Here is a 26,514-nt window from a genome sequence, read left to right on the forward strand (position 1 = left end):
CCCTAGCGGTGGCGGGGGTGGCACCATCGCCAACTCCTGTCGCGTTTCGTAATCGATCCTGAGTGACCTACCTCATACCATGTCCGGTTGGATGACGCCATGGACATCGAAGCCATCGTCACCGAGCACACGAAGCGGCTCAGCGCGGCCGACCCGCTGCTTCCTGTGCCGAGGCCGTGGGACGACTCGGAGGGGACGCGGTTGACCGTGGCCGAGGCAACCGCGCTGGCGACCTGCTCCCGTGTCGAACTCGCTTCCAGCGCGGCCCTGTGGCGGCCGCTGGCCGAGTACCGGCTCGACGTGCGCCTGGCGGGCCACTTCCCCGGGCAGGCGCTGGACTCACTGCTGGCCGCCTGGCAACGCCTGCTCGAGGAGGACACGGCCGCGAGCGATCCCGACACCGCCGCGGTCGTGACCCGGCCCAGCAGGGACAGCACGGGCTCGGCCGAACTGCTGCGGCACCGGTTCGCACCCGCACGGGTGCTGGCGGTACGGCCCGCCGACCGGCTCGGCGGCGGGCCGCCCGCCGTACCCGGCGTGCGCATCCGCGCGGCTGAACCAGGTGACCTGGAAACCGCGCTACGCCTGCAACTGGAGCTGCGTCGCTACGACGCCCAGTTCGGCCTCGTGCCACGGCGGCCAGGCGAGGAGGAAGCGCTGCGCGCACAGACCCGCGACCTGCTCGCCCGCGACGCCGCACAACCGACACTGTGGATCGCGGAGGTGTACGGCAAGCCGCTCGGCCTGTTGCACATCCAGCTGCCACCGGATTCCGACTGGATCAGCGGGCACGTCGCCGCCGAACGGGTGGGGTACCTGGCGTCACTCAACGTGGCGGAGGAAGCGCGCAGCACGGGCGTCGGTTCGGCGCTCACCGCCCACGCACACCAGGTGTTCGACGAGTCGGGCGTCGAGGTGGTGCTGCTGCATCACGCGCTGGCCAACCCCCGTTCAACGCCGTTCTGGTACGCCCACGGCTACCGGCCGCTGTGGACGTCGTGGTACCGGCTACCGGCTCGGTGATCGCTGCCGGCGAACGACTCGGGGAAACAAACCAGGGCTCCAGAAAGTTGAGTGAGAGGTACTCAACAAGACGGGAGCGAACTGATGACACGGACACAACTGCTGCCCGTTGTTCCCCTCGATGACGATGTGTTGTTGCCGGGCATGATCGTGCCGCTCGATCTCGCGAGCGAGCAGACGCGTGCCGCCGTGGAAGCCGCCAACGGGAGGAGCTCCGGCGCCGCGCTACCGGGTGTGAGGTCTACCCGGCCCGCGAAGGCCGAGGTCTTCGTGGTGCCGCGGGTGGAAGGCGAGCTGGCCGAGATCGGGACGGTCGCCACGGTGGAACGCCTCGGCAGGCTTCCCGGCGGCGGGTCGGCGGCGCTGCTGCGCGGAACGCACCGGGCCTACCACCGCGAGGTCTCGGCCGACGAGGTACCGGCGTCCTCCGGCGCGGCGGTGAGCTGGGCCCGAGCCGAGCCTGCCGTAGAGCCCGCCGCCGACGAGCGCGCCCGTGAGCTGGCCGCGGAGTTCAAGTCGATCGTGGTGTCGATGCTGCAGCAGCGGGGAGTCTGGCAGATGCTGGACGCCGTCCAGCAGGTCGACGACCCCTCGGCTGTCGCGGACCTCGCTGGCAACGCGCCCTACCTCAACACCGCCCAGAAACTGGACCTGCTGCGCACCCTCGACGTCTCGGCGCGGCTGGAGCTGGCGCTGGAAGGCGGCCGGACCTATCTGGCCGAGCTGAAGGTCAGCGACACCATCCGCAAGGACGTCGAGGCCGACATGGAGAAGCAGCAGAAGGAGTTCCTGCTCAGGCGGCAACTGGAGGCCATCCGCAAGGAACTCGGCGAGCTCGGCAACCCCAACGACTCCGACGACTACCGCACCAAGGTGGAATCCGCTGACCTACCCGAGCACGTCCGCGAGGCGGCACTGGCCGAGGTGGAGAAGCTGGAGCGCACCTCCGAGCAGTCACCGGAGAGCGGCTGGATCCGCACCTGGCTCGACACGGTGCTCGACCTGCCGTGGAACACACGGACCACCGACGTGCACGACATCGCGAGCGCTCGCCGGGTGCTCGACGCCGACCACGCCGGACTCGACGACGTGAAGGAACGCATCATCGAGTACCTGGCCGTCCGGCAGCGCCGTGCCGAATCGACCGTGGCAGGCAGGCACTCGGGTGCCGTGCTCGCGCTGGCAGGCCCTCCAGGAGTCGGCAAGACCTCACTCGGCGAGTCGATCGCCAGGGCGATGGGCCGACAGTTCGTTCGCGTGGCGCTCGGTGGCGTCCGTGACGAGGCGGAGATCCGCGGGCACCGGCGCACGTATGTGGGCGCACTCCCCGGCCGCATCGTGCGGGCGATCCGGGACGCGGGCTCGATGAACCCGGTGGTGTTGCTGGACGAGGTGGACAAGGTGGGAGCCGACTACCGAGGCGACCCCACGGCCGCGCTGCTCGAGGTGTTGGACCCCGAGCAGAACCACACCTTCCGCGACCACTACCTGGAGGTCGAGCTCGACCTGTCCGATGTGGTGTTCCTCGCGACGGCCAACGCGCTGGAGACCATCCCAGGGCCACTGCTTGACCGCATGGAACTGGTGACCCTTGACGGCTACACCGAGCGCGAGAAGGTGACGATCGCAAGGGATCACCTGCTGCCGACGGAGTCGCGGCGCGCGGGTATGCGCGCGGGCGATGTCGTACTCACCGACGCAGCGCTGAGCCGCATGGCGGGCGAGTACACCCGGGAGGCGGGCGTTCGTGAGCTGAACCGCGCGATCGCGAAGGTACTGCGCAAGGTGGCCACGCGGGTGGCGCTGCAGCAGGCCCGGCTGCCGGTGACCATCGACGAGCAGGACCTGTCCGAGTACCTCGGTAGGCCGAGGCACCTGCCAGAGTCGTCGCTGCCCCCTGGCGAGCAGCGCACCTCGATGCCAGGGGTGGCCACCGGGCTTGCCGTCACCGGCGCGGGAGGCGACGTGCTCTACGTGGAAGCCTCGCTGGCGGACCCCGAGTCCGGCGGCACGGGGCTGACCCTGACCGGGCAGCTCGGCGACGTAATGAAGGAGTCGGCACAGATCGCGCTGTCCTACCTGCGTTCGCGTGGTGCCGAACTCGAGCTGGCGGTGGCCGACCTCAAGGAGCGTGGTGTGCACATCCACGTGCCAGCGGGTGCCGTACCCAAGGACGGACCGTCGGCGGGCGTCACCATGACGACGGCGCTGGCTTCGCTGCTGACCGGCAGGCTGGTGCGTGCCGACGTCGCGATGACCGGCGAGGTCTCGTTGACTGGCAGAGTGCTACCGATCGGCGGGGTCAAGCAGAAGCTGCTCGCGGCGCATCGGGCCGGGATCACCACGGTGATCATCCCGCAGCGCAACGAGCCTGACCTCGACGACGTGCCCGCCGACATCCTCGAGCAACTCGAGGTGCACCCGGTGAGCAGCGTTCGGGAAGTGCTCTCACTGGCCCTCGAACCTGCGACGGCACCGTTGACGCGGGCGGCCTGAACGCCGCCCGCGTCCGCGGGCGGAATCCCGCGGATTCTTTCGGCCAAATTCTTTCAGCCAATGAAAACAGGCGTGGTCAGCTCGTTGGCGTCGCTTCACAGTCGAGGCAACCGCACATCGCGTCCTACAAGCACGCGTCCCCACAAGAATCTGCCAAGGAGCGACGTCAATGACGACCTTTGCCCGCAACCAGTGGTACGTAGCGGCCTACAGCCGCGAGATCGGCCGCGAACTGTTCCCCCGCACCATCCTCGGAGAGCCGATCGTGTTCTACCGCACCGAGGCCGGTGAGGCCGTCGCGCTGGCTGACCGTTGCGTGCACCGCCGCTACCCGCTGTCGGAGAGCACGCTCGACGGCGACAAGATCGTGTGCGGCTACCACGGGTTCACCTACGACAAGGCGGGAAGCTGTGTGTTCGTTCCCGGCCAGACTCGGATTCCCCGCACCGCGCGTATTCCCAGTTACCCGCTGGTGGAGCAGGACTCCTTCGTTTGGGTGTGGATCGGCGACCACGACAAGGCCGACCCGGCACTGATCCCCAGGGCCCCGTGGCTGACCGACCCCGCCTACACGACGGTGTCGGGCATGGAGCCGCTCGCGGCGCGCTACGACCTGCTCGTGGACAACCTGATGGATCTGTCCCACGAGACGTACCTGCACGGCGGCTACATCGGTACGCCGGAGGTAGCCAACACCCCGATCACCACCGAGGTGGACGAGGAGAGGGAGGTCATCTACGTCAGCAGGCACATGGCTGACGCCGAGTGCCCCTCCTTCTACGCCAAGTCCACCGGTATCGAGGGCAGGATCACGCGCTGGCAGGACATCGAGTTCCACCCGCCGTGCCTTTACCTACTGCACAGCAGGGTCGCACCGGTCGGGGTGCTTCCCGCCGACGACGGCACCGACCCCGACGCCTTCCACGTCGAGGTGGTGTACGCGATCACCCCGGAAACCGAGCACAGCACGCACGACTTCTGGGCGGTGGCGAGGGACTTCGCGCTCGATGACGAGGAGGTGTCGAGGTTCCTCGCGGAGAGCAACCGCACCGTGGTGCTGCAGGACGTGCGGGCGCTGGACATCCTGGAGCAGGTCATCCAGACCGAGCCCGAGGGCTACCAGGAGCTCAGCATCAACATCGACACCGGTGGACTGGCCGCTCGGCGCTTCCTCAAGCGGATGATCGAGCGGGGTCAGCAGTCCGAGCAGCGGCAGGCCGCGGTGCGCTCATGAGTGCACGGGTGGCGATGTTGCACGGTGACACCGTGTTTCGCATTCACTGGGTGCTCAACACCGACCTGCTGCTCGGGGTGTGCCACTGCGGTGCCGAGCACACCAGCGAGGACCCTGTGGAGCTGTGGGACTGGCTGCTCGGCCATCCTCGGGGCCACCAGCCGCCCGAGCGGCAATCGGTGCCACCTTCGGTGCGGGAACTCGCGAGTGTGTGAGTGGAGGAACCGGTGACCGAGTTGGACCTCGTGCTGGCGCGCAAGGAGGCGGTAGCCGATGGCGTGGTGCGCCTGACGCTGCGTGATCCCCAGGATGGCGCGCTGCCGGAGTGGGAGCCGGGCGCCCACGTCGACCTGCTGCTGGACGAGGGTCTGGAACGGCAGTACTCGCTGTGCGGGGACCCGGCGGAACGCCGCGAGCTGGCCGTGGCCGTGCTGCGGGAGCCGAACGGCAGAGGTGGGTCCGTCTACGTGCACGATCGCCTCGCCGAGGGCGACCCCGTGCGGGTACGCGGGCCGCGAAACAACTTCGCGCTGGTGGACTCACCCAGGTACCTGTTCGTGGCAGGCGGCGTCGGGATCACTCCCATCCTGCCGATGGTGGCCGCCGCGAACGCCCGCGGGGCCGACTGGCGGCTCGTCTACGGCGGCAGGACTCGCGCTTCCATGGCCTTCGCCGATGCGCTCGTGGACGCCTACGGCGAGCGGGTGGAACTGCGCCCGCAGGACGAGACCGGGTTGTTGCCCCTGAACAGCCTGCTTGCGACCCCGGAACCGGACACGGCGGTGTACTGCTGTGGACCCGAACCGTTGCTCGCCGAGGTGGAGCGGCTCTGCGCGGCGTGGCCACCGGGGGCTCTGCACGTCGAGCGATTCTCACCGAAGGAGGGTGCGGACGCCGGGCCGAGGGAGGCCTTCGAGGTCGAACTCGCCCGCTCCGGCGTGACGTTGCTCGTGCCGCCGGAAAAGTCGATCCTTGAAGTGGTCGAGGACGCCGGCATCCCGGTGCTTTCCTCATGCCAGGAGGGCACGTGCGGAACGTGTGAGACCGAGGTACGCGAAGGTGTCGCCGACCACCGCGACTCGTTGCTGACCGACGAGGAACGCGAGGCTGGAGAGACGATGATGATCTGCGTGTCGCGCTCGTGCGGGCCGCGGCTGGTACTGGAGCTGTAGGAGCAGGGGTGGGCAACGCGGCTGGGCCGGACACCCGGTCGGTGACGGCGAAGGTACTCGCGATGCTCGAGGCTTTTACCCCGGCCACGCCCGACCTGTCGTTGAGCGAGTTGGCGAGGCGGGCCGGTGTGTCGTTGCCGACGGCACACCGGCGCGCTGCCGAACTGGTCAGGTGGGGCGCCCTGGAACGAGGCGCCGACGGGCGCTACCGCATCGGACTGCGGCTGTGGGAGGTCGCCTCGCTGGCGCCGCGTGGTCTGGCGTTGCGCGACGTGGCGATGCCGTTTCTGGAGGACCTTTACGAGGTCACCCACGAGAACGTCCAGCTCGCGGTCCGCGAGGGGCTGGAGCTGGTGTTCGTGGAGCGCATCGCGGGCAGGTACGCGGTGCCTGTGCTGACCCGGGTGGGTGGGCGGTTCGCGCTGCATGCCACGGGCGTGGGGCTTGTACTGCTCGCGCACGCCCCCGCCGAGCTCCAACAGCAGGCGTTGAGCTCGCCATTGCACGCCTACACCCCAAAGACGATCACCGATCCGGACCGCCTTCGCGAGGTGCTCGCGGCCGTGAGGCGGGGCGGTTACGCCGTCAGTGACGGCCAGGTGACGCTCGACGCGCTCTCCGTCGCCGCTCCGATCCGCGGCAGGAACGACGAGGTGGTGGCCGCCGTGTCCCTGGTCGTGCGGGCCGACACCGCCGAACCGATGAACCTCGTCCCCCTCGTGCAGGCCGCGGGCAGAGGAATCTCCCGCATGCTCCAACCACGTTTCGCGGGCTAACCGCGGTCAAGGCACCACTCCACACCACGTTTAGCGGGCTAACCGCGGTCGGTAGAGCACCCCGCCGCGCGTTTAGCGGGCTAACCGCGGGGGCAAGCGGCGGGGTGGAAGGGAGTGACCCATGGCTGAGCAAGACATCATCGCCCACATCGACGAGTTGATCGCAGAGGAGCACCAACTGCGGTCTCGCGCGACGGGTACCGGATTGGGTGACCACGACCGCAAGCGGTTGCGTGAGGTGGAGCAGCGGCTCGACCAGTGTTGGGATCTGTTGCGACAGCGGCGCGCACGGGCCGAGTTCGGTGATAACCCCGACCAGGCACACGAGCGCCCTGTCAGCGAGGTCGAGTCCTACCAGCAATAGCCGCGAGGTGGGACGCCCATTCGACAGGATGCGACCACCAAGCAGCGGGTCTAACGTTATTGCCGACCCCCTCGAGCGGCCCGTTCAAGCCGCTCGAGGACGCACCCTGCGCAGGCGAAAGGTGCATCCGTGGATACTCAGATCGGTCTTCGTCCGACCAGAATCCAGCAACCGGCACCCACGCCGGGTAAGCGCGGCCAAGGCCTTCTGAACCTGCTGCGCACCACCGATCACAAATTGATCGGAAAGCTCTATCTCGTCACGTCGATCGTCTTCTTCATGATCGGCGGCGTGATGGCGCTGCTCATCCGTGCCGAACTCGGCCAGCCCGGGCTGCACTTCCTGTCGCAGGAGCAGTACAACCAACTGTTCACCATTCACGGCACGATCATGCTGCTGCTGTACGCGACACCGGTCCTGTTCGCCTTCGCCAATCTGGTGTTGCCGATCCAGATCGGCTCGCCCGACGTCGCGTTCCCCCGGCTGAACGCCTTCTCGTACTGGTTGTTCCTGTTCGGCGGGCTGATGGTGCTCAGTTCGCTGCTCACGCCCGGCGGAGCCGCCGACTTCGGCTGGACGGCATACGCACCGCTGTCGACGACGACGTTCTCGCCAGGCATCGGCGGCAACATGTGGATCATGGGTCTGGCCGTCGGCGGTCTCGGCACGATCCTCGGCGCGGTCAACATGGTCACGACGGTTGTCTGCCTGCGCTGTCCCGGCATGACAATGTGGCGGATGCCGATCTTCACCTGGAACATCCTGTTCACCAGCGTGCTGATCCTGGCGGTGTTCCCCGTCCTCACCGCCGCGTTGCTCGGCCTCGCCGCCGACCGGATCATCGGCGCGCACGTGTTCGATCCGGCCAACGGTGGGGCCATTTTGTGGCAGCACCTGTTCTGGTTCTTCGGTCACCCAGAGGTCTATGTCGTCGCGTTGCCGTTCTTCGGGATCATCACCGAGATCGTCCCGGTGTTCGCCCGCAAACCGTTGTTCGGCTACCGGCTCATGGTGTTCGCGACCATGGGGATCACGGCGCTGTCGCTGGCGGTGTGGGCGCACCACATGTACGCCACCGGCGCGGTGTTGCTGCCGTTCTTCGCGTTCCTGACCTTCATGATCGCCGTGCCCACCGGCATCAAGTTCTTCAACTGGATCGGCACGATGTGGAAGGGTCAGCTGACCTTCGAAACACCGATGCTGTGGGCCATCGGGTTCATGGTGACGTTCCTGCTCGGCGGCCTCACCGGAGTCATCCTCGCGGCTCCCCCACTGGACTGGCACATCACCGACACCTATTTCGTGGTGGCGCACTTCCACTACGTGCTGTTCGGGACCATCGTGTTCGCCACGTTCGCGGGAATCTACTTCTGGTTCCCGAAGTTCACCGGCCGGATGCTCGACGAGTCGCTCGGCAAGCTGCACTTCTGGCTCACCTTCATCGGATTTCACACCACGTTCCTCGTGCAGCACTGGCTGGGCAACGAAGGGATGCCGCGGCGCTACGCCGACTACCTGCCCTCCGACGGGTTCACGACCCTGAACATGATTTCGACGGTCGGGGCTTTCATACTCGGTCTTTCGATGTTGCCGTTCCTGTGGAACGTGGTGCGCAGCTACCGCTTCGGCGACCCGGTCGAGGTGGACGACCCATGGGGCTACGGCAACTCGCTGGAGTGGGCCACCAGCTCCCCTCCGCCGAGGCACAACTTCACCGAACTGCCGAAGATCCGCTCCGAGCGGCCCGCGTTCGAGTTGCACTACCCGCACATGGTCGAGCGCATGTACCGGGAAGGCCACATCACCTTCACCGGCAAGACCATGCCGATCGACGAGGAACCGCAGCCGCCGGAGGTCAAGGCTTCGGACGCCACCAAGGGCGGACGGGGTTAGGTGATCCCTGCTCTACCTGATCACGTCGCCACAAGGGCGATCAGGTAGAGCAGGCCCAGCCCGGCGAAGAAGCTCACGGTGTGGCTCACCTTCTCGACGGGGCTCTCCTGGACCGTGACCCTCGGCAGCAGGTCCGCGGCGGCGATGTAGATGAAGTTGCCCGCCGCGAACGGCACCAGGAACGACACGTCGATGCTGCCCGCGAGGCCGTAGGCGATCACTCCACCCACGAGGAACGTCAACGCCGACAACCCGTTGTAACTCAGTGCCTGCCGCTTGCTCCATCCGCTGTGCACGAGGATGCCGAAGTCACCGAGTTCCTGCGGCACCTCGTGTGCCGCCGCCACCAGCCAGGTGACGATACCCAGTTCGATGTCGAGGATGAACGCGCTGCCGACCGCGAGGCCGCCGATGAGGTTGTGCAGACCGTCCGCGAGCAGGATCAGGTAGCCAACGTGCCCGTGCTCGCTCACCGGCCGGTGACAGTGATGCCAGTGCAGGTACTGCTCAAGCACGAAGAAGGTCACGATGCCCAGTGCCAGCCACCCGTAGACGGTCAGCTCGTTGCCGAGGGCGGCCACCGACTCCCGCAGCATGTGGAACAGCGCCCCACCCAGCAACGAGCCCGCCGCGAGCGCGACCAGCGGTAGCACCAGCCGGTTGAACGTTTTCGGGGGAAGCAGGAGGGTCAGGCTTCCGGTGAGCGCGATGGCACTCATCAGCAAGCCGGAGACGATGATCCAGGCGAGTGTCGACACGGTGTCGCTTTCACCTGCCGCGGGTCGCCACAGCGCGATCCATTCCGGGCCCCCTCCTACGGCCGAAGATCACTCCAAGTGCAGCAGGGCCGGAGGAGATGGGCAATCCGAGCCGTTGCCCGACCCGGTGGTGTGCGTGCCAGACTCGCTTCATGGGTGAGCGCGATCGCGACGAAGCAGGCCGTGCCCGCAACGCGCGACCACGGGACGGCCTTGGCAGGCCGTTGCCCTACGGCGCCGAGGGCGTCGAGCGGCAGCCGGAGGGCGTGGCACGTTTAGCGGGCGAAACGTTGCGGGAGGGGCAGCGGTTGCTGGATGCGGGGATGCCGTTTCACGCACACGAGGTGTTCGAAGACGCATGGAAGTCCGGCCCGGAATCCGAGCGTGACCTGTGGCGGGGGCTTGCCCAACTCGCGGTAGGAGTCACCCACGCCGCGCGGGGAAATCCGGCGGGCGCGGCCTCGCTGTTGCGGCGAGGCGCGGACGGCATCGCACACTACGCCGAGTCGCCTCCGCACGGCATCGACATCGCCGGGTTGTGCGACTGGGCCCGCGCCACGGCCGACAGCATGCCGACCCGTACCCAACCGCCGGAAGCCGCCTCGATCGCACCTCGCCTGCTGGGTGCCCGGTCGGAGACCGACGCGGGGTCGCGGCGGCCCTAACCGAAGCGGCGTTCGAGGTCGTGCACCTCGGGCAGCCCGATGAGGTCGGTGAACTCCTCGAACGACGGCAGCCCCGGTAGCGCGGAGGCGGGCGTTCCGTCAGTCCGCAACACCTCCAGCAGGGCACGCATCCCCGCCGTCGCCGCGAGCAGTGTGCCGATGGGGAACAGCACCAGCGAGAACCCCAGTTCGGTGATGCGCCCGGCCGGGATGGCTGGCGTGCGGCCACCCTCGGCCCAGTTGAACACCAGCGGCGCCACCCCGGACAACTCGGAAGCGATCCGCTCGATCGCTTCCTCGCTGGTGGGTGCCTCCACGAACAGCACGTCGGCACCCGCGTCGGCATAGGCTCGCCCACGGTCGACGGCGTCGTCGAGTCCGTGCACCGCGGCGGCGTCGGTTCTGGCGATGATCACGAAATCGGGGTCGTGCCGGGCGGCGACCGCCGCCCGCAGCTTGCCGACCATCTCCTCCTTCGAGATCACCGCCTTGCCGCTCATGTGCCCACACTTCTTGGGCATCACCTGGTCCTCCAGGTGGATAGCCGAAACTCCGGCCTGCTCGTAGGACCGCACCGTGCGCACCACGTTGATCGCGTTGCCGAACCCGGTATCGGCATCGGCGATCACCGGAACGTCCACGGCGGACACGATGCGCGCGGCGTTGTCGATCATCTCGGCCGAGGAGAGCAGCCCGACGTCCGGCCGACCGATCAGCGACGCCGTGGTGCCGAACCCGGTCATGTAGACGGCGTCGAAGCCCGCCTGCTCCACCAACCGCGCGGAGAGCGCGTCGTAGGCCCCGGGCGCGACAAGCGGTCGCTTCGCCGCCAGCAACTCGCGCAGGCGCGCCCTCGGCTGGTTCCGGTCACCGAGCAGATTTCCCACCGCACAACCTCCATGCATACAGACATCAGGAATTTACGCCGTATCGATTGCGTATGGAACGCCTTCGGGCATATGTTGCACACAATCCACACGAGAGGTGATGTGTGACACAAGCAGCGACCACCTCGGGACGGGCCGTGGACGCCCTGCGGGAACTCATCCTCAAAGGCGAGTTCCGCGCCGGTTCCCGACTTGGCGAGGTAGAACTGGCGGCCCGGCTCGGCGTAAGCCGCACCCCGGTGCGCGAGGCGCTGAGCAGGCTGGCCGCCGAAGGACTCGTGGAACTGGTGCCCAACAGGGGCGCACGCGTCAGCAGTTGGACCGTCGCGGAGCTGGAGGGCGTCTTCGACCTCCGCACCTCGCTCGAGCCCCGGCTCACCGCGTTGGCCGCCAAGAAGGCCAGCGACACCGACGTCGACGACCTCGCGGAACTCGCAACGGCGATGGTCGAGATCGGCAGCCCGGGACCGCGACAGGACCTGGACACCCTGGTACCGCTCAACCGGGAGTTTCACCAACGGCTGGCGACTCTGGCCAACCATCCCGCGTTGGCGAGCGCACTCGCCAACGCGGTGCACGTGCCGATCGTGTTGCGCAACTTCCACACCTACGACGACGCGTCGCTACGCCGCAGCCTCGCCCACCACGTCGAGATAGTCGACGCCGTCAGGGCGGGCGACCCGGAGTGGGCACAGGCCGTCATGACAGCCCATATCCGCAACGCCCGGGCCGTGATGGTCCGTGCCGCCATGGAGCAGGAGAGGACATGAGTTATCGCCTCGGTGTCGACGTCGGCGGCACCTTCACCGACGTTTTGCTCGTCGACGAGACCAGCGGCGCCACCTGGCGCGCGAAAACCCCTTCGACGCCGTCCGACCAGTCCGTCGGTGTGCTCAACGGGATCGGCAAGGTTTGCGCCGAGGCAGGGATCGCGCTCGGGCAGGTGGCGCAGGTGCTGCACGGCACCACCGTCGCCACCAACGCGATCCTCGAGGGCAAGGGCGCCAGGGTGGGCCTTGTCACCACCAACGGCTTCAGGCAGGTGCTGCAGATCGCCAGGTCCTACGTGCCGGGAGGACTGGCAGGCTGGATCATCTGGCCGAAGCCGGAACCGCTGGCGGCGCTGGAGAGCACCGTCGAGATCGAGGAACGCCTCGCCAGCGACGGCACGGTGATACGGCCGCTCGACGACAACGGCGTCCGCGCCAAGCTGCGGGCACTGCGGGGACGGCAGATCCAGGCACTCGCCGTCTCACTCATCAACTCCTTCGCCAACCCCGCACACGAGCGTCGGGTCGCCGAGCTCGCGGCGCAGGAGCTACCGGGCGTACCGGTGTCGCTTTCCTCCGACGTGCTGCCGGAGTTGCGCGAGTACGAGCGCACGGTCACGACCGTGGCCAACGGCTACGTCCAGCCTCAGGTCAAGAAATATGTCGACACGCTGGCGGGCAAGCTCGGCGAGGGCGGCGTCGCGGGCCAGCTGGCGATCCTGCGAAGCGACGGCGGGCTGTCCACGGCCGAGGCGGCCACGGCCGCGCCGGTGACCATGCTGCTGTCCGGCCCCGCCGGTGGCGTCACCGGCGCCGTGTGGGTAGCGCGGCAGTGCGGCTACCGCGACCTCATAACCTTCGACATGGGCGGCACGTCCACCGACGTGGCACTCGTGCAGGACCTCAGCCCCCGCATCGGACGCGAGACCAAGGTCGGCGACCTCACCGTTCGAGCGTCCAGTGTGGACGTTCGGACGGTTGGCGCGGGCGGCGGGTCGATCGCCCACGTGCCCGAACTCACCAAGGCACTGCGGGTCGGCCCGCAGTCGGCCGGGGCCGACCCCGGTCCAGCCGCCTACGGCAAGGGCGGAACGGAGCCGACCGTGACCGACGCCAACGTGGTGCTCGGTTACCTACCGCCCGCGCTCGCGGGCGGGGAGATCACACTGGACGTCGAGGCGGCACGGGCCGCGGTCGGCAAGGTCGCGGAGGCGATGGGGCTGCCGAGCACGGAGGCCGCCGCGGCGGGCATCGTGGACATCGTCAACGAGAACATGCTCGGCGGGCTGCGGCTGGTGTCGGTGCAGCAAGGGTTCGACCCGCGCGACTTCGCGCTGGTCGCGTTCGGTGGCGCCGGCCCGTTGCACGCCAACGCGCTCGGCAAGCTCACCGGAGCCTGGCCGGTGATCGTGCCCCCGTCTCCCGGCGTGTTGTGCGCGCTTGGCGACGCGACCACCGGCCTGCGCGACGTGGCCGCGAGAACGGTGCTGCGCCGCTTCGCCGACCTTACCGGCTCGGAACTGGCCACGATCCTGGGCGAGTTGGGCGACGAGGCCGGGCAGCGCCTTCGCGAACAGGGCATCGACCGTGCCGACCAGACCATCGCCTTCGAGGTGGACGTGCGCTACCACGGGCAGGGCTTCGAGATCCCGGTGGAACTCGACCCGGCCTGGCTCGACGATCCGGACACCGCGCTACGGACGTTGGCCCAGCGTTTCGACGCAGAGCACGACCGGCTGTTCTCGTTCCTGCTTTCGGTCGATCACGAGCTGGTCAACGCGCGGGCGACCGTCACGGGGCCACGCCCGTCGGTCGCGCCGGTACAGCTTCGGCAAACAACCGGCGACCCCTCGGGTGCGGTCATCGACACCCATCCCATCCACGTGACCGGAGAGCGGGTGGACGCGACCGTCTACGACCGGAGCAAGCTGCGCGCGGGCGATGTCGTCACCGGACCCGCGATCGTCACCGAGATGGATTCCACAACACTCGTGCTGCCCGGACACGCCGCCACGGTGCACCCCTCCGGCAGCCTGCTGATCAACCCGGTGGAGGCCTGAGCCATGGCACGCATCGTCGAGACCGCGACCGGAGAGCTACCCGAAGTCGATGTCGACCCGGTAACCCTCGACCTCATCGAGAACGGGCTGCGCAACGCCCGCTACGAGATGGACGAGGTGCTGTTCCGCACGGCGCTTTCCCCCGGAATCCGCGAGCAGCACGACGAGTTCCCGCTGATCGGCGACCCGAGCGGGAAGATGGTAGTAGGCCAGTTCGGACTGTCCGTTCCGGACTTCCTCGAAGGGTTCGACGACACCATCGAGGAGGGTGACATCCTGCTGACGTCGGACCCCTACGCTTGCGGTGCCGCGATCAGCCACGCCAACGACTGGCTGCTGGTGATGCCCATCTACCACGAGGGCAGGCTGGTGGGTTGGGCATCGATGTTCGGTCACATGTCCGACGTCGGTGGCAAGACCCCCAGTTCGATGCCAACCGACGCCCGCACCATCTACGAGGAGGGCGTGGTCATCCCACCGTTCAAGCTTTACCGCGCGGGCGAACTCAACAGCGACGCGTTGAAGATCATCCTGAACCAGGTGCGGATGCCGGACTGGAACCGGGCGGACCTCAACGGGCTCGTCGCGGCCTGCCGCACGGCGGGGCGCAGGGTTGTCGAGATGTGCGAACGCTTCGGCACCGCCACCTACCTCTCCGCGCTCGACGCGCTGCTACAACGCAACTACGACGCGATGAAGGTGTTGCTGCGTTCGGTGTTCGAGGATGGCAAGACCATCAGTTTCACCGACTACATCTGCGACGACGGGGTGGGCAACGGGCCGTACGAGCTGAAACTGTCGCTGACCCGCCACGGCGACAAGGTGCACCTTGACTTCGCCGGCAGCTCACCGCAGGCCGAGGGGCCGGTGAACTACTACATCAACGAGAACCTCACCCGGATGTTCTTCGGCATCTACATGATCACGGTGGCTGACCCGCAGATCCTGTGGAACGACGGGTTCTACCCGCTGGTGGATGTCACCATCCCGGACGGTTCCTACTGGAAGCCGAAGCACCCGGCATCCCTCAACGGCCGAAACCACGGCATTGGCCGGGTGTTCGACCTCTTCGGCGGGCTGCTGGGGCAGACGAACCCGGCGTTGCTCAACGCGGCCGGGTTCTCCTCAAGTCCGCACTTCATGTACTCGGGGCACTACACCTCGGGCGAGCGCAAGGGCGAGTGGTTCCAGCTGTACTCGATCGGGTTCGGCGGCATTCCCGGCAGGCCACTCGGTGACGGCCCGGACGGGCATTCGCTGTGGCCGAGCTTCGTCAACATCCCCTGCGAGTACCTGGAGTCCTACTATCCGCTGCGTATCGAGCGCTGGGAAACCGTCGCCGACACCGGTGGTGCGGGCCTGCACCGTGGCGGCAACGGCGTCGACGTGACCTACGTGTTCGAGGAGCCGGGCACGATCGCGATTCATGACGACCGGTGGCTGACCTACCCGTGGGGCGTCAACGGCGGAACGCCGGGAGCACGCGGCAGGAAATGGCTCGAGCGAGCCGACGGCACCGCCCAGATGCTGCCGAGCAAGTGTCACGACGTGCCGGTTCGTCCTGGCGACGTGCTGCACTTCGTCACCTGGGGTGGTGGCGGCTGGGGTGACCCGCTGCGGCGCGACCCGGAACTGGTGGCGCTCGAGGTGGCGCGTGGTCTGGTGACGGCCGAAGGGGCGCGCCGCTACGGCGTCGTGCTGGACGCCGACGGTGCCGTTGACCAGGCTGCGACCGACGCGCTGCGGGAGGAACTGCGAGCGGCCAGGCCCGCGGCGCTGCCGGTTTTCGACATGGGACCGCCGATCGAGGAGCTGCTGGCCCGCTGTGAGGAGGAGACCGGGTTGCCCGCACCGAAGCGCCCGCGGTGGTCGACGACATGAGTTCGGGGCCGCACGGTAAGGCGTTCTCCGGCAGGGTCGGCTGGGGCGGCAGCCCTGCGCTGGTAGTGATCGACATGGTGCGCGCCTACACCGAGCAGGGTGGACCGTTCCTGCTCCCAGAACCCGCACCCGCGATCGCGGCGACGGCTGAACTGGTGGAAGCTGCCCGCTCGGCGGGGCACCCGGTGTGCTGGACGGTGGTGAAGTACGCGGCCGGGATGGCGGACGGCGGCCTGTTCGCGCGCAAGGTGCCCGCACTGGCCGCCTTCGCGGAGGACGCAGAGGGCGACTGGGGCGCCATCGCGCCGCCGCTTCGGCCGCGCCGGGGTGAACCGGTGGTGGTCAAGCAGTACGCCTCGGCGTTCTTCGGCACCTCCCTGGCCTCCACGCTGCACGCGCTGGGTGTGGACACGGTCGTGCTCGCCGGGTTCTCCACGTCCGGGTGCGTGCGGGCCTCCGCCACCGACGCGCTGTGCCACGGGTTGCGCCCGCAGGTGGTCCGCCAGGCCTGCGCGGACCGCTCCCCTCAGCTGCACGAGGCCAACCTCGCTGACCTCGACGCCAAGTACGCCGACGTGGCCGAGTTGGAGGAGGCACTCACGCGGCTGGCCTGAGAGCGCTGACCGGCCCGAGATCTCGGCGGGTCACGAAAGGCGGCGTGCCTGCGCCACGCGCCGCGCCGCCTGTTCGACCAGGGCGGCGTTGCAGGCCGCGATGGAGCCGTCCGGCATTCGCAGCGTGTCCTCGAAACCGATCCGGGTCGCCAGCCGCCCGCTCACCGCATAGTCCAGCGCGGGCCAGGCCGTGTCGTCCTCGCCGTGCAGTAGCACCGCAACGGCAGGAGCGCGGTCCCGGATCGCGGTCAGCATCCGGGTAGCGAACTCGTGCACCCGCGCCTGGCTCAACCCGGCCGGCAACTCCAGCAGTACCCGCGCGCAGTTCTCACGCAACGGTGAGCGCAGCCAGGCCTCGACCGCGCCCTCGTGCCACAGCCCGGCCTCGATGGCGATGCCCCGTTCCAGCAGCGTCGAGGCCACCTCGTCGGCGCCGTCCTCATGCCAGTTCACCGACGCGAAGTCGGGCAGGTGAGTCCAGGAACGAACGGCCGAGAGACGTTGTCCCGGCTCGGGCAGTATCCAGGCGCCCGTCGTGAGACCTATTGGCAGTCCAGGGCACGCCGAGCGCACCCTGGCCACCGCCTCGTCCACGAATTCACGGTCGAGGGTGTCGAACCCGGAATGGTCCTTGCTGTGCAGGTGCACCGACTCGGCCCCGGCTGCGCGACACTCCCGCGCGTCGGCCGCGAGTGCGGCCGGAGTGCACGGCAGCCGAGGGTGGTCGACACGGCGGCGGGCACCGTTGAGGCAGACCTGGAGGAACATCGACCCCTCGGAGGCATTGCTCAGGCAACGGCGACCTTCACGATACCCGCGGCCGACTGCGCCGAAACCAGCGCGTGGCCCGCGGAAGGCCCGCGAGCGAGCACATATCCGATGCGGCTCCAGGAGTTCTTCAGCCCGCTGGTGGCATCTCCTGGACCTACCGTCACCCTCACCTCCAGCACGTCGCTGGCGGCGGCCGCGTCAGCGACACCGTCCACCGATGTGACAGCTCCCGGCTCGGCGCAAAGAAACCAGATCGCCGCCGCGGCCGTGCTGGCCTCGGGTAGCTGCGGCCGTTCGCCTCGCATGATCGACAACCAGGCTCGCACGAAGTCGAACCCCCATGCGTGGCTGATGAGGGCGGTGATGTTGTCGCCGGGAAGTCTGCCCGCGCACTCGATGAGGTGAGGCAGGCCGTCGGTGATGATCCACTCGGAGTGCAGCACCGCCGTGCGTACCCCGGCCAGGCGAGCCATCCGGGAAACCGCCGACAGCAGCCGTCGCCTCGGCGGGCCGTCCAGCCCGGCTGGCGCCGCGTGCCCCAGTTCCACCGGGTGTTCACCGGCCGCGACGGTCTTCGCCGTCACGTTGCAGAACACCACCTCCCCTTCGATCACGAACGACTCCACACTGAACTCCGGACCCGTCAGTCGTTGCTCGACCAGCAGGCGTGGCGGTGTGATCGACGACGCTCGAAGCGGGTCACCGGAGAAGTCGTCGAACTCGCCGCGGTAGCGCACGACGTCGCTCATGTTCGAACAGCGGAACACGCCCGCGCTCGCCTGACCGTTGGACGGCTTCAACACCACGGCACCACCGAACTGCTCCGCGAAGTCCAGCAGCTGCTGCTCCGACGATGGGCAGTTCCATCGGGGCTGCCGCACGTGGCCGTCCATGCGGGCACGCAGCACGTCCTTGTTCCGTAGCGTGTGGCCTGCCCTCGCCCCTGCCCCTGCGAGTCCCCACAGGTCGGCCAGCTCGGCGGTGGCGCGCACCGCGTATTCCGACCCGGGCAGCACCGCCCGCACGCCGCTGGGCCGTTCCACGGCGGCGCCGCCATGGCTGGGCCAGTCCTCCGACTGGTACGGCGCAGGCAGTACCTCCCGCAGGCAGGCGTGCTTCATGTGGGCGCGGTCCAACTGCCTGCGCTCGATGACCTCCGGCTCCTCGATGACGACTACCGAACGATCCGCGACCAGACCGGAAAGCAGATCCAGCAGGAACTCCGTGTATCCGACGACGACCGTCTCCGCCCCGTTCATCTAGCTCACCTCCCCTTCACGCGAACACCGGCTGGAAGCCGGGTGACACGGTGAGCCGCGAGGGCACCACGGGAATGGCCAGCGCGACAGAAGGCCTGGGACTCGCTCCTCGCTTGCGCTTGACCTCGTCCGCCGTCACCGAGAAGTCCAGTTCGCGGACACCGGTCTGGTAAGCCCACCGGATCACGGCGTGGTAGACCAGCCCGAAGTAGAGCGGCACCCCGGCGTGCTCGTCGCCGAGCCCGACCTGCCGCGCCCAGGCGCGCTCGCCGTGGCGGATCAGCGACACGAAGCCCGCCCGCTGCCCTCTGCCGTCGACAGCGAAGGCGATCCATGCGCGGTCACCAAGGACGGCGAGGTAGGCCTCGTGCAGCCTGCGCGCGGCCACGCTGCCGTAGTCGTGCCCGTGCTTGCGGTACTGCGCCAGCTCCAGCGGGACGATCCAGTCGATGTCGGTTTCCCGAAGCTCCCGCCACTCGAAGCCAAAGTCCGCCAGCTTGCGCATGGTGGCCTTCTCGTTGAACCGGACCTTGCGACCCAGCGAACCGAACCAGTCGTCGAACGAGTTGCCCGGCAACCGCAGCGACCACGACGGCGCCGAGGGGAAGCGCAGGCTCGGCAGGCCTGCGCCCCGGGCGAGATCCGTGGCGACGCTCTCGTCCACAAAGGACAGCAGCAGGCTGCTGTACCCTTCGCTCACGGCATGGTCGCGCACGGTGTTCATCAGTCGTTCGACGATTGCCTCGCGGTCGGCCCCTGCCGCGTTGACCACGATGGAGGAGTGGCCAGGGCGCCGCCCGCCCACCAGCACCGAGGGCAGCATGCCGCTCGCAGGCGCCTCGGTGACGGCCATCTCACGCAGGAACAGGTCGGCGCGGGCGTAGGGCCAGGCCGGGTCCGACGCGTGCGAGGTGCACAGGGTCGCGTACGCGACGCCGCCCGCCTCGGACGCTGCCCAGGCCAGCAGGGGTCGTGTCCCTGACGCGGTCTCCACCCGGAACCACTCGGGAGTGTCGTAGAGGTGTGCGGCCTGCTCGGCGCAACGCCGCACCGGCGCGGGCGCGTCGGCGAAACTAACGCTGATGCCCGATCGCGGTGTCATGGGATTCTCCTTTCTGGTGCGCGATGGTGAACAGTGCCGCCGCGAGGCAGACTGGGGCGAGCGTGGTCAGCAGCGCCGCGTCGACGCCGAGCCACGTGATGCCCAGCCCTGCGACGAGCGATCCGACGGGGAAGGCGCCGAACGCGATGAGCCGGTACGCGGCCGTCACCCGGCCAAGCAGGTGAGCGGGGACGACCGACTGCCGGTAGGAGACGGTGACGACGTTGACGAGCACGAGCCCGCCGGTCATGGCTGCGCCCACGCCGACGACCCAGCTGTTGTCGGTTATGCCGCCTGTCGAGAATCCCACTGCCAGGCCTGCCACCCCGGTCAGCAGCACCCGGCAGGCACCGAAGCGAGCGATCAGCCGCGCGGATACGCCACCGAGCAGCAGGCAGACCAGCCCCGACGCTCCCCAGTACAACCCGAGCGTCACCTCGCCGTCGTCGGGTCCGACCACCTTGAGCGGCAGCCCGCTCTGGAAGACGGCGTAGGCCAGGTTCAGCAACCCGACAGCCACCGCGAACAGCCGCAGCTTCGGCACGGCCAGCAGGTGCCGCAACCCGTCGGTGACCCGCAGCGGCCGGTCGCGGTCCCTGGGTACCGCCGATCGCGGCAGCGGCCAGGTGCCCAACGCGGCCGCCACGTAGAGCACCCCAACCACGACCAGACCCGCGGCAGGCGAAACGGCGGCGACGAAGCCTGCGCACGCGGGCCCGATGAGGAGGTTTGTGGACAGTTCGGTCGACTGCAGGGCACCGTTGGCGCGAACCAACTCCGTGCGCGGCACTACCGAGGGTGTCAAGCTGTGCGCGGTGGTGTCACCGATGGTTTCGGCCGAGCCGACACAAAGCGCACAAGCCACCGCCACCGGCACGAGTGGCCAGTCCAGCGTGACGGCGGCGGCGATCGTTGCCACGGCCCCGCCGCGCAGGCCGTAGGACAGCGCGAGCAGTCCACGCCGGTCGAACCGGTCGGCCAGCACACCGGCGTGCAGGGTCAGCACCGCCCACGGCAAGCGGGAGGCGCCGAGCACGAGGGGCACGCTCGTCAGCGGGGCGCCACTGACGATGAGCACGACGGGGAGCACCACCTGAAAGACCCCGTCGGCGAGGTTCGCGAGCCCCACCGCACCCCACAGCGACAAGAAGTCGCGGTTACGCCGCAGCGACGACCGCGCCGTACCCTCGGAGGTGCCGCCTGCCGCGAGCGTGGTCACGGCTTCCGCTCCCGCAGCGCCGCCACCATCCGGTCGCGCTTGACCACCGCGCGGGTGTGGCTTGCTCGGTAGACCACTCCCGCCGAGTCAACCGCGCGCACGTCGAACGTGGCCTTGCCACGGTCGGCGCCGGTGAGTTCGGCGGTGACCCGTACGGTTTCGCCCAGTCCGGTCGGGGCCAGGTGCTGGACACCCTCGTGCCCGGCACCCACCGTGAGCTCCCCTACGGCCAGTGCGGGGGCCATCAGGTTCATAGCGACCAACTCGGTCCACCACAGCACGATCGGGGTCGCCAGTACCGGGAGGTCATTGGCCCAGCTGGTGGCCAGATGCTCGTCCCGTACCTGGAATTCCTCGACTCGGGTGTCTCCGACCGCCCAGCAAGCCATCTCACGACACCGCCTCGAGATAGCGGTTCAACACGTTCTTGCGCTGCATCTCCGAGGTGCCGCCCGCGATGACCGTACCGAGTGCGTCCCGCACCGCCCGGGAGGCCGCCGATTCCTCGAACCCCGCGTGCCCGTAGACCCGCATGAGGTCCTGTGTGGTCTTGACCATCAGTTCGGTGCCGACGAACTTGGCCACCGAGCACAGTTCCTGCGCGTCGGCGGCCCGTTCGTCGAGCGCACGAAGCGCTCGCCGCGACACCGCCTCGGCCGTGCGCACTCCCATGATCGCGTCGGTGATCCGGCCCTGCACGTACTCGTACTCCAGGATCGGGCTGCCGAAAGCCACCCGCTGCCTTGCGAACTTGATGGCCTTGATGATCTGCGGCTCCAGCCACCTTGCCGCGATCAGACCGTAGGTGGCGCGGTCGAAACTGATGACGTCGTACAGCGTCGTGAGCCCGTTTCCCGGTTCGCCGAGCACGCTCTGCCGCCGCACCGGGGTGTCGGTGAAGGTTAGGCCGCCGGTCGGGCTGGAACGCAGCCCCGCGAGATTCTCCGTCTCGCCCCGCGAGACGGAGGGGTGGGAGAGGTTGACGACGAACAGCGTGATGTCGCGACGGCCGAGTTCGGGCAGCCTGCCCAGGATCAGGCCACGGTCAGCGACGGGGCCGTTGGTGATGTGCCGCTTGCTGCCGGTGATCCGCCAACCATCCTCCGCGCTGACGCCGGAGAGCTGGCACCTGGACACGTCCGACCCGCCCTGTGCCTCGGTCAGCGCGGTCAGCCCGATGGAGCCCGACATCATCGAAGGCAACACCTTACGGTGCAGCCAGTCATTGCCGTGTTCCACAAGCGCTCGGAGGAATCCGCCGTGCGCGACCATCGAAAGCGCGAAGCCGAGATCCACCTTCACCGACGCGTCTGCGATGGCGTCGGCGAGGTCACCCCAGCAGCCGCCGTCACCACCGAGCCGTTCGGGTACGCCCCGCCGCCAGATTCCGGCCACGCTCAGCCTTCTCCAGGTGAGCCTGTCGAGGATGCCCAACTCGTTCGCGCACGCCGAGCGGGCGACATCGATCTTGTCGAAAAGCATGTCGAACCTTTCGTTGTTTGGTGGCCCGCGGATTCAGGCCGAGTACCAGCGCACGACGACGACACCGGCGGTCATGCCACCGCCGACACCGGCGAGCAGCACGATGTCGCCGTCCTTCAACCGTCCGCGCTCGACCGCCTGATGCAGGGTGATGGGGATCGAAGCCGCCGCGGTGTTGCCGAACGACTCGACAGTGGTCTCGGTACGGTCCTTGGCGATGCCGCAGCGGCGCAGTACCTCCTCGATCAGCCGCAGGTTCGCCTGATGCGTGATGACGAGATCTACATCGGATTCGTCGAGTCCGGTGGCGTACAGTGCCTCCTTGATCAGCGAGGGCAGTGTTTCCGTGGCGTAGTCCCAGACCTGCGGCCCGTGCATGTGGAAGTAATGCTCGCGGTTGGCTATCGCCTGTGGCGAAAGCGGTGTGGTGGTTCCGCCCGCTTCGATCCCGACCACGTCGCTGAGCTCGCCGTGCGCCGTGAGCCGTGTGCCGAGGACGCCGTACCCGTCCGGTACCCGGCCGAGCATTACCGCTCCGGCGCCGTCGCCGAAGAACACGGTCGCCGTGCGGTCCTCCGGGTCGAGGATTCGCGAGTAGCGCTCCGAGCCGACGACCAGCGCGGGAGCCAGGTCCGGGTGGGCCGCCGCAAGTGCCGCCGCGCTCGCGAGCGCGTAGACGAACCCCGAGCACACCGCGCCGACGTCGAACGCGGGCACACCGGGCAGCCCGAGCGCGCGCTGCACCAGGCATGCCGTCGGTGGCTGGATGTGGTCGGGAGACGAGGTCGCGACGACGATGAGGTTCGGAGCCGTTCCGCCTCGCAGCGCGCCACTGGCGGCCTTGGCGGCCATACCTGACGTCGACTCGTCGACAGACCAGCGCCTGGTCCTGATGCCGGTCCTCGCACGAATCCACTCGTCGGAGGTGTTCAGGGTTCGCTCGAGGTCACGGTTGGCCACCACAGTCGGTGGTGTGTACGCCGAGGTGCTGGTGATCCCGATGGCAGGCATGGCGTCACTCCCCCGCCGGTGCGCTGTGCTCGGCCGCCAGCGCGGCGTCGAGGCGCTTGACCATGTCGGTCAGGTCGTGCTCCTCGGTGGCCAACGGTGGGGCGAGGATGAGCGTGTCACCGATCGCGCGGACGATGACGCCCTGCTCCACGGCGCGGGCGGCCAGCCGCTTCCCCGCCACGCCTGGCTTGGTGGCAGCGGCCAGGTCGATCCCGGCGAGCAGACCGAGTGATCGCACTCCCAGAACGCCAGGCGCGTCGGCGAGCCGGGAGACAGCCTCGCCCAGCACCGGGCCGGTGACCTGCCTGACGCGTCCGGGAAGGTCACGTTCCACCACGATGCGCAGCGACTCCCGCGCCACAGCCGCGCAGACCGGGTGTCCGGAGTAGGTGAACCCGTGGCCGAGCGTGCCGAGCCGGCTCGACTGGTCGCCGAGCGCCCGCCACACGTGCTCGCCCAGCAGCACGGCCGAGATCGGCAGGTACGCCGAAGACAGTCCTTTCGCGACGGTCAGCAGGTCGGGTTCGACCGAGAAGTGTTGCGAGCCGAACATGCTTCCCGTCCTGCCGAACGCGGTGATGACCTCGTCGGCGATGAGCAGGATGCCGTGTTGCCGCAGTAGTTCCTTCAGCCTGCGCAGGTAACCGGGCGGCGGGACGACAAGTCCGCCCGCGCCGAGCACCGGTTCGGCGATGACGGCGGCGATCCGCTTCGGGCCGAGCCGCTGGATCGTCTCCTCGGCAACGGCCAGCAGCCGGTCCTCGAACTCCTCCGGCGAGCTTTCCCGTGCCAGCTCGCCCGCCGGGTCGGGGCAGGGCAACCGGTGGAACATGTCGAAAGGCAGCGGGCCGAAGCCGCCGTGCATATGAGCCAGGCCGGTAGCGCTGGCCGCGACCGCGGTGCTGCCGTGGTAGGCGCGTTCGTGGGACAGGATGACGGTCCGGTCGGCCTCGCCGCGCGCGGCGTGGTAGTACCAGGCGAACTTGATCGCGCTGTCGTTGGCCTCCGAGCCGGAGTTGGCGAAGAACACCTTGCACCGAGACATGGGGGCGACCGCGGCCAGTTCGTCGGCCAGCGCGAGCGCCACGTCGTTGGTCCGGTGGTTGAACGAGCCGTAGAACGGTAGCCGTTCGAGCTGCCGGGTCGCGGCGTCGATCAGCCTGCGCTCGCTGTATCCGAGGCTGACGCACCACAGGCCCGCCACCGCGTCCAGCAGTTCGGCGCCGGTGCTGTCCCAGACGCGACAGCCCTCACCTCGCACGATGATGTGGGGCTCGCTCGGTTGATGGGGGGTGTGGGGTTCCAGAATGGTCGGTTCAGCGCCCACCGCTTACCTCCAGTATGTGACCGGTGATGTAGGAGGCCTCCTCGGAGGCCAGGAATGCCACCGCGTCGGCGATCTCAGCGGGCTCGCCGACCCGGCCGACCGGCACGGTCGAGCCGAGCCGGTCTGGCCGTTCCCGGTCGCCGTTGCGCTCGTGCAACGGCGACCGCACGAGCCCAGGTGCGACGGCGTTCACCCGGATTCCTCGGTCGGCGAGTTCGGTCGCCGCACCACGGGTGAACGTGTTGACGGCTGCCTTGACCGCGGCGTAGTGCACCCACTCGCCCGCCCCGGTGGTCCTGGCCGCCGTTGAGGAGATGTTGATGACGCAGCCGCCTCGGGAGGCGGTCATGCGGGTGACCGCCTCCCTGGTGCACAGGGCGGTTGAGCGAAGGCAGCTGCGGAAGGTGCTGTCGAGTTGCTCCGCCCGCAACTCGTCGACGCGGGCGAAGCCGCCGGTGTCGCCCGCGTTGTTCACCAGCAGCTCCAGCGGTTCGCCCGCCTCGTCCACCGCCGTGAACAGCGCGCCGACCCCTGCTTCCTCGGAGACGTCGGCCGCGACCGGTAACGCGGCGCCGCCGTGTGCCCTGATCCGTTCGGCGACCCGCTCGGCCGCTGCCCGGCTGCTGCGGTAGTTGACGACGAGGAGCCGGTAGCGTTCGGCCAGCCTGATCGCCGTCGCGGCCCCGATTCCGTCGGCCGCGCCCGTCACGACGGCGGCGCCACGTTTCGCGGTCATCCGTTGACTACCCCTGGCCGGTCGTCGAGGAAGTACTCCTCGAAGTTGCCGAGGCTGAACACGTTGTGCGTCTTGAGCAGCCAGCGCCTGCTCAGCGATTCGGGGTCCCGGATCTGTTGCACCTCACGGCCGTGGATCACGTGATGGTTGGAGAACGTCACGGAGTCGCCGGGAACCGAGATGCGCAGTTGCTTGTTCGCGTGCAGCGCCTGTAGGAACCGGTCCAGCGATCGGGCGGCCTCGTCGTCTAGTGCGGCCGTGCGGCCCTCGAAGACCTTCACCCCGCCCTGCCCGTCGAGGATGATGGGATGGTCCTTGGCCTCTCCCAGTGTCAGTCGGGTGCTCGCGCGGGAGACGTCGTCGAACGGCGTGTGGAAGCGCGACTGTGACAGGATTTCCAGGTCGGCGTCCGACATGGTGCGCAGCACATGCTTGGTGATCGCGAAGGTGGAGTAGACCTCGTTCTCCGGGGTGTCCCTGAGGGTAAGCGTGTTGACGAAGTCGGGGCACACGAAGTGGTTGGTGAAGTCGCGGTGGAAGCGCAGGGTGCCGAGGGTTTTCTGGGACTGCGACTCGTGCATCGACCGCTTCGGGTAGATGTCGTGGAAGAAGTCGCCGTCGTTCACGGTGAGGTGCGCGATGATCTCGGTTCCGGTCAGCACGGCATAGGTGGAAAGGAATCCCTCCGCCACGAAGGTCTTCTTCTTCCGATACTTGTCCGCCACCGGGTCGGTCGGATCGAATACCGGGAGGTCGTCGTCTATCGGAGCGTTGCCAATGACCACGAACGGGTGCTCGGAGAAGTCACGCAGCACCGATTCGTGGCAGAAGTCCCGGAATCGGGAGGGGACCAACTCCGCCGCGGTCGCGATCGCCGCTTTGTAGTCCTCGTACCCGAAGTACGGGTTGCCGCCGACGTCGAGGAGCAGCTTCTTGTACTGCTCCACCTCGTCAGGAGTGAACACGAAGTCGTACCGGTCTATGAGCGCACTGGACATCTGGGTTTGCTCCTTC

The 26,514-nt window shown here is 68.4% G+C and carries 25 protein-coding genes; 13 read left to right on the forward strand and 12 right to left on the reverse strand.

The annotated features are described in order from the left end of the window. Window positions 1-99 precede the first annotated feature (99 nt). The 8 genes from FHU38_RS22895 (at window position 100) to ctaD (ending at window position 8,958) form a co-directional block, all read left to right on the forward strand. Window positions 100-1,023, forward strand: a complete 924-nt coding sequence (locus FHU38_RS22895) for a GNAT family N-acetyltransferase (RefSeq protein ID WP_167176430.1) — start codon at window positions 100-102, stop codon at window positions 1,021-1,023. Between the two features lie 84 nt (window positions 1,024-1,107). Continuing rightward, window positions 1,108-3,519, forward strand: coding sequence for an endopeptidase La (lon, locus tag FHU38_RS22900; protein WP_167175033.1), 2,412 nt, complete (start codon window positions 1,108-1,110; stop codon window positions 3,517-3,519). 169 nt (window positions 3,520-3,688) lie between these two features. Then, the gene (locus tag FHU38_RS22905) at window positions 3,689-4,753 is read left to right on the forward strand and encodes an aromatic ring-hydroxylating dioxygenase subunit alpha (protein ID WP_167175037.1); all 1,065 of its coding nucleotides are present in this window, start codon (window positions 3,689-3,691) and stop codon (window positions 4,751-4,753) included. Continuing rightward, window positions 4,750-4,968: a hypothetical protein gene (locus FHU38_RS22910; protein WP_167175041.1), complete on the forward strand. Its 219-nt coding sequence runs from the start codon at window positions 4,750-4,752 to the stop codon at window positions 4,966-4,968. Before FHU38_RS22905 ends, FHU38_RS22910 begins: the two co-directional genes overlap by 4 nt. A 12-nt stretch (window positions 4,969-4,980) precedes the next feature. Further along, window positions 4,981-5,925 carry a PDR/VanB family oxidoreductase gene (locus FHU38_RS22915; RefSeq protein WP_167175044.1) on the forward strand — a complete coding sequence of 315 codons (945 nt, stop codon included), beginning with the start codon at window positions 4,981-4,983 and terminating at the stop codon, window positions 5,923-5,925. Window positions 5,926-5,933: 8 nt separating this feature from the next. Beyond that, on the forward strand, window positions 5,934-6,701 hold the full coding sequence (locus FHU38_RS22920) for an IclR family transcriptional regulator (RefSeq protein ID WP_313886862.1): 768 nt from the start codon (window positions 5,934-5,936) through the stop codon (window positions 6,699-6,701). 121 nt (window positions 6,702-6,822) lie between these two features. Continuing rightward, complete coding sequence (locus FHU38_RS22925) at window positions 6,823-7,065, forward strand: DUF2630 family protein (protein ID WP_167175047.1); 243 nt, start codon at window positions 6,823-6,825, stop codon at window positions 7,063-7,065. 129 nt (window positions 7,066-7,194) lie between these two features. Beyond that, a complete protein-coding gene (gene ctaD, locus FHU38_RS22930; protein WP_167175050.1) occupies window positions 7,195-8,958 on the forward strand; it encodes an aa3-type cytochrome oxidase subunit I in 1,764 nt (587 codons plus the stop codon). 20 nt (window positions 8,959-8,978) lie between these two features. On the opposite strand, the gene FHU38_RS22935 is transcribed toward ctaD, so the two are convergent. Continuing rightward, on the reverse strand, window positions 8,979-9,716 hold the full coding sequence (locus FHU38_RS22935) for a ZIP family metal transporter (RefSeq protein ID WP_313886863.1): 738 nt from the start codon (window positions 9,714-9,716) through the stop codon (window positions 8,979-8,981). A gap of 152 nt (window positions 9,717-9,868) precedes the next feature. Here FHU38_RS22935 and FHU38_RS22940 point away from each other — a divergent pair, with 152 nt between their 5' ends. Then, window positions 9,869-10,381, forward strand: a complete 513-nt coding sequence (locus tag FHU38_RS22940; RefSeq protein WP_167175053.1) for a DUF309 domain-containing protein — start codon at window positions 9,869-9,871, stop codon at window positions 10,379-10,381. Here FHU38_RS22940 and FHU38_RS22945 read toward each other — a convergent pair. After that, a complete protein-coding gene (locus tag FHU38_RS22945; RefSeq protein ID WP_313886864.1) occupies window positions 10,378-11,268 on the reverse strand; it encodes an isocitrate lyase/PEP mutase family protein in 891 nt (296 codons plus the stop codon). The genes FHU38_RS22940 and FHU38_RS22945 overlap by 4 nt on opposite strands. A 104-nt stretch (window positions 11,269-11,372) precedes the next feature. Here FHU38_RS22945 and FHU38_RS22950 point away from each other — a divergent pair, with 104 nt between their 5' ends. Genes FHU38_RS22950 through FHU38_RS22965 form a run of 4 tightly spaced genes read left to right on the forward strand, consistent with a single transcriptional unit; the run spans window position 11,373 to window position 16,593 of the window. After that, window positions 11,373-12,038 (forward strand): GntR family transcriptional regulator, encoded by a 666-nt coding sequence (locus FHU38_RS22950; protein ID WP_167175059.1) that lies wholly within the window; start codon window positions 11,373-11,375, stop codon window positions 12,036-12,038. Then, window positions 12,035-14,098, forward strand: coding sequence for a hydantoinase/oxoprolinase family protein (locus tag FHU38_RS22955; RefSeq protein WP_167175062.1), 2,064 nt, complete (start codon window positions 12,035-12,037; stop codon window positions 14,096-14,098). Before FHU38_RS22950 ends, FHU38_RS22955 begins: the two co-directional genes overlap by 4 nt. A gap of 3 nt (window positions 14,099-14,101) precedes the next feature. Beyond that, the gene (locus FHU38_RS22960; protein ID WP_167175065.1) at window positions 14,102-15,979 is read left to right on the forward strand and encodes a hydantoinase B/oxoprolinase family protein; all 1,878 of its coding nucleotides are present in this window, start codon (window positions 14,102-14,104) and stop codon (window positions 15,977-15,979) included. Further along, window positions 15,976-16,593, forward strand: coding sequence for an isochorismatase family protein (locus FHU38_RS22965; RefSeq protein ID WP_167175068.1), 618 nt, complete (start codon window positions 15,976-15,978; stop codon window positions 16,591-16,593). Before FHU38_RS22960 ends, FHU38_RS22965 begins: the two co-directional genes overlap by 4 nt. 30 nt (window positions 16,594-16,623) lie before the next feature. Here FHU38_RS22965 and FHU38_RS22970 read toward each other — a convergent pair whose 3' ends face one another. The 10 genes from FHU38_RS22970 to FHU38_RS23015 are packed head-to-tail and all read right to left on the reverse strand — an operon-like array spanning window position 16,624 to window position 26,498. Next, entirely contained in the window at window positions 16,624-17,361 is a 738-nt protein-coding gene (locus FHU38_RS22970; protein WP_167175071.1) for a 3-keto-5-aminohexanoate cleavage protein, read from the reverse strand. Window positions 17,362-17,381: 20 nt separating this feature from the next. Then, complete coding sequence (locus FHU38_RS22975) at window positions 17,382-18,623, reverse strand: ATP-grasp domain-containing protein (protein WP_167175074.1); 1,242 nt, start codon at window positions 18,621-18,623, stop codon at window positions 17,382-17,384. 16 nt (window positions 18,624-18,639) lie between these two features. Further along, window positions 18,640-19,725, reverse strand: a complete 1,086-nt coding sequence (locus FHU38_RS22980; RefSeq protein ID WP_167175078.1) for a GNAT family N-acetyltransferase — start codon at window positions 19,723-19,725, stop codon at window positions 18,640-18,642. Then, window positions 19,697-20,944: an MFS transporter gene (locus FHU38_RS22985; protein WP_167175081.1), complete on the reverse strand. Its 1,248-nt coding sequence runs from the start codon at window positions 20,942-20,944 to the stop codon at window positions 19,697-19,699. The genes FHU38_RS22980 and FHU38_RS22985 overlap by 29 nt, the downstream gene beginning before the upstream one ends. Next, window positions 20,941-21,333: a thioesterase family protein gene (locus tag FHU38_RS22990; protein WP_167175084.1), complete on the reverse strand. Its 393-nt coding sequence runs from the start codon at window positions 21,331-21,333 to the stop codon at window positions 20,941-20,943. Before FHU38_RS22990 ends, FHU38_RS22985 begins: the two co-directional genes overlap by 4 nt. A gap of 1 nt (window position 21,334) precedes the next feature. Then, on the reverse strand, window positions 21,335-22,426 hold the full coding sequence (locus FHU38_RS22995; protein WP_167175087.1) for an acyl-CoA dehydrogenase family protein: 1,092 nt from the start codon (window positions 22,424-22,426) through the stop codon (window positions 21,335-21,337). A gap of 33 nt (window positions 22,427-22,459) precedes the next feature. Next, entirely contained in the window at window positions 22,460-23,437 is a 978-nt protein-coding gene (locus FHU38_RS23000; RefSeq protein WP_167175090.1) for a 3-oxoacyl-ACP synthase III family protein, read from the reverse strand. A 4-nt stretch (window positions 23,438-23,441) separates the two neighbouring features. Then, entirely contained in the window at window positions 23,442-24,764 is a 1,323-nt protein-coding gene (locus FHU38_RS23005; RefSeq protein WP_167175093.1) for an aminotransferase family protein, read from the reverse strand. After that, window positions 24,754-25,500, reverse strand: a complete 747-nt coding sequence (locus FHU38_RS23010) for an SDR family NAD(P)-dependent oxidoreductase (protein WP_167175097.1) — start codon at window positions 25,498-25,500, stop codon at window positions 24,754-24,756. The genes FHU38_RS23005 and FHU38_RS23010 overlap by 11 nt, the downstream gene beginning before the upstream one ends. Further along, the gene (locus FHU38_RS23015; protein WP_167175100.1) at window positions 25,497-26,498 is read right to left on the reverse strand and encodes a hypothetical protein; all 1,002 of its coding nucleotides are present in this window, start codon (window positions 26,496-26,498) and stop codon (window positions 25,497-25,499) included. Before FHU38_RS23015 ends, FHU38_RS23010 begins: the two co-directional genes overlap by 4 nt. Window positions 26,499-26,514 lie beyond the last annotated feature (16 nt).

It is taken from the genome of Saccharomonospora amisosensis (genome assembly GCF_011761185.1).
GTDB lineage: Bacteria > Actinomycetota > Actinomycetes > Mycobacteriales > Pseudonocardiaceae > Saccharomonospora_A > Saccharomonospora_A amisosensis.

Bases quoted from the DNA above. Each gene is read 5' to 3' on its own strand.
- FHU38_RS22895 (WP_167176430.1), top strand. From the start codon at position 100: ATGGACATCGAAGCCATCGTCACCGAGCACACGAAGCGGCTCAGCGCG.
- lon (WP_167175033.1), top strand. From the start codon at position 1,108: ATGACACGGACACAACTGCTGCCCGTTGTTCCCCTCGATGACGATGTG.
- FHU38_RS22905 (WP_167175037.1), top strand. From the start codon at position 3,689: ATGACGACCTTTGCCCGCAACCAGTGGTACGTAGCGGCCTACAGCCGC.
- FHU38_RS22910 (WP_167175041.1), top strand. From the start codon at position 4,750: ATGAGTGCACGGGTGGCGATGTTGCACGGTGACACCGTGTTTCGCATT.
- FHU38_RS22925 (WP_167175047.1), top strand. From the start codon at position 6,823: ATGGCTGAGCAAGACATCATCGCCCACATCGACGAGTTGATCGCAGAG.
- FHU38_RS22940 (WP_167175053.1), top strand. From the start codon at position 9,869: ATGGGTGAGCGCGATCGCGACGAAGCAGGCCGTGCCCGCAACGCGCGA.
- FHU38_RS22955 (WP_167175062.1), top strand. From the start codon at position 12,035: ATGAGTTATCGCCTCGGTGTCGACGTCGGCGGCACCTTCACCGACGTT.
- FHU38_RS22960 (WP_167175065.1), top strand. From the start codon at position 14,102: ATGGCACGCATCGTCGAGACCGCGACCGGAGAGCTACCCGAAGTCGAT.
- FHU38_RS22965 (WP_167175068.1), top strand. From the start codon at position 15,976: ATGAGTTCGGGGCCGCACGGTAAGGCGTTCTCCGGCAGGGTCGGCTGG.
- FHU38_RS22970 (WP_167175071.1), bottom strand. From the start codon at position 17,361: ATGTTCCTCCAGGTCTGCCTCAACGGTGCCCGCCGCCGTGTCGACCAC.
- FHU38_RS22975 (WP_167175074.1), bottom strand. From the start codon at position 18,623: ATGAACGGGGCGGAGACGGTCGTCGTCGGATACACGGAGTTCCTGCTG.
- FHU38_RS22980 (WP_167175078.1), bottom strand. From the start codon at position 19,725: ATGACACCGCGATCGGGCATCAGCGTTAGTTTCGCCGACGCGCCCGCG.
- FHU38_RS22990 (WP_167175084.1), bottom strand. From the start codon at position 21,333: ATGGCTTGCTGGGCGGTCGGAGACACCCGAGTCGAGGAATTCCAGGTA.
- FHU38_RS22995 (WP_167175087.1), bottom strand. From the start codon at position 22,426: ATGCTTTTCGACAAGATCGATGTCGCCCGCTCGGCGTGCGCGAACGAG.
- FHU38_RS23000 (WP_167175090.1), bottom strand. From the start codon at position 23,437: ATGCCTGCCATCGGGATCACCAGCACCTCGGCGTACACACCACCGACT.
- FHU38_RS23010 (WP_167175097.1), bottom strand. From the start codon at position 25,500: ATGACCGCGAAACGTGGCGCCGCCGTCGTGACGGGCGCGGCCGACGGA.
- FHU38_RS23015 (WP_167175100.1), bottom strand. From the start codon at position 26,498: ATGTCCAGTGCGCTCATAGACCGGTACGACTTCGTGTTCACTCCTGAC.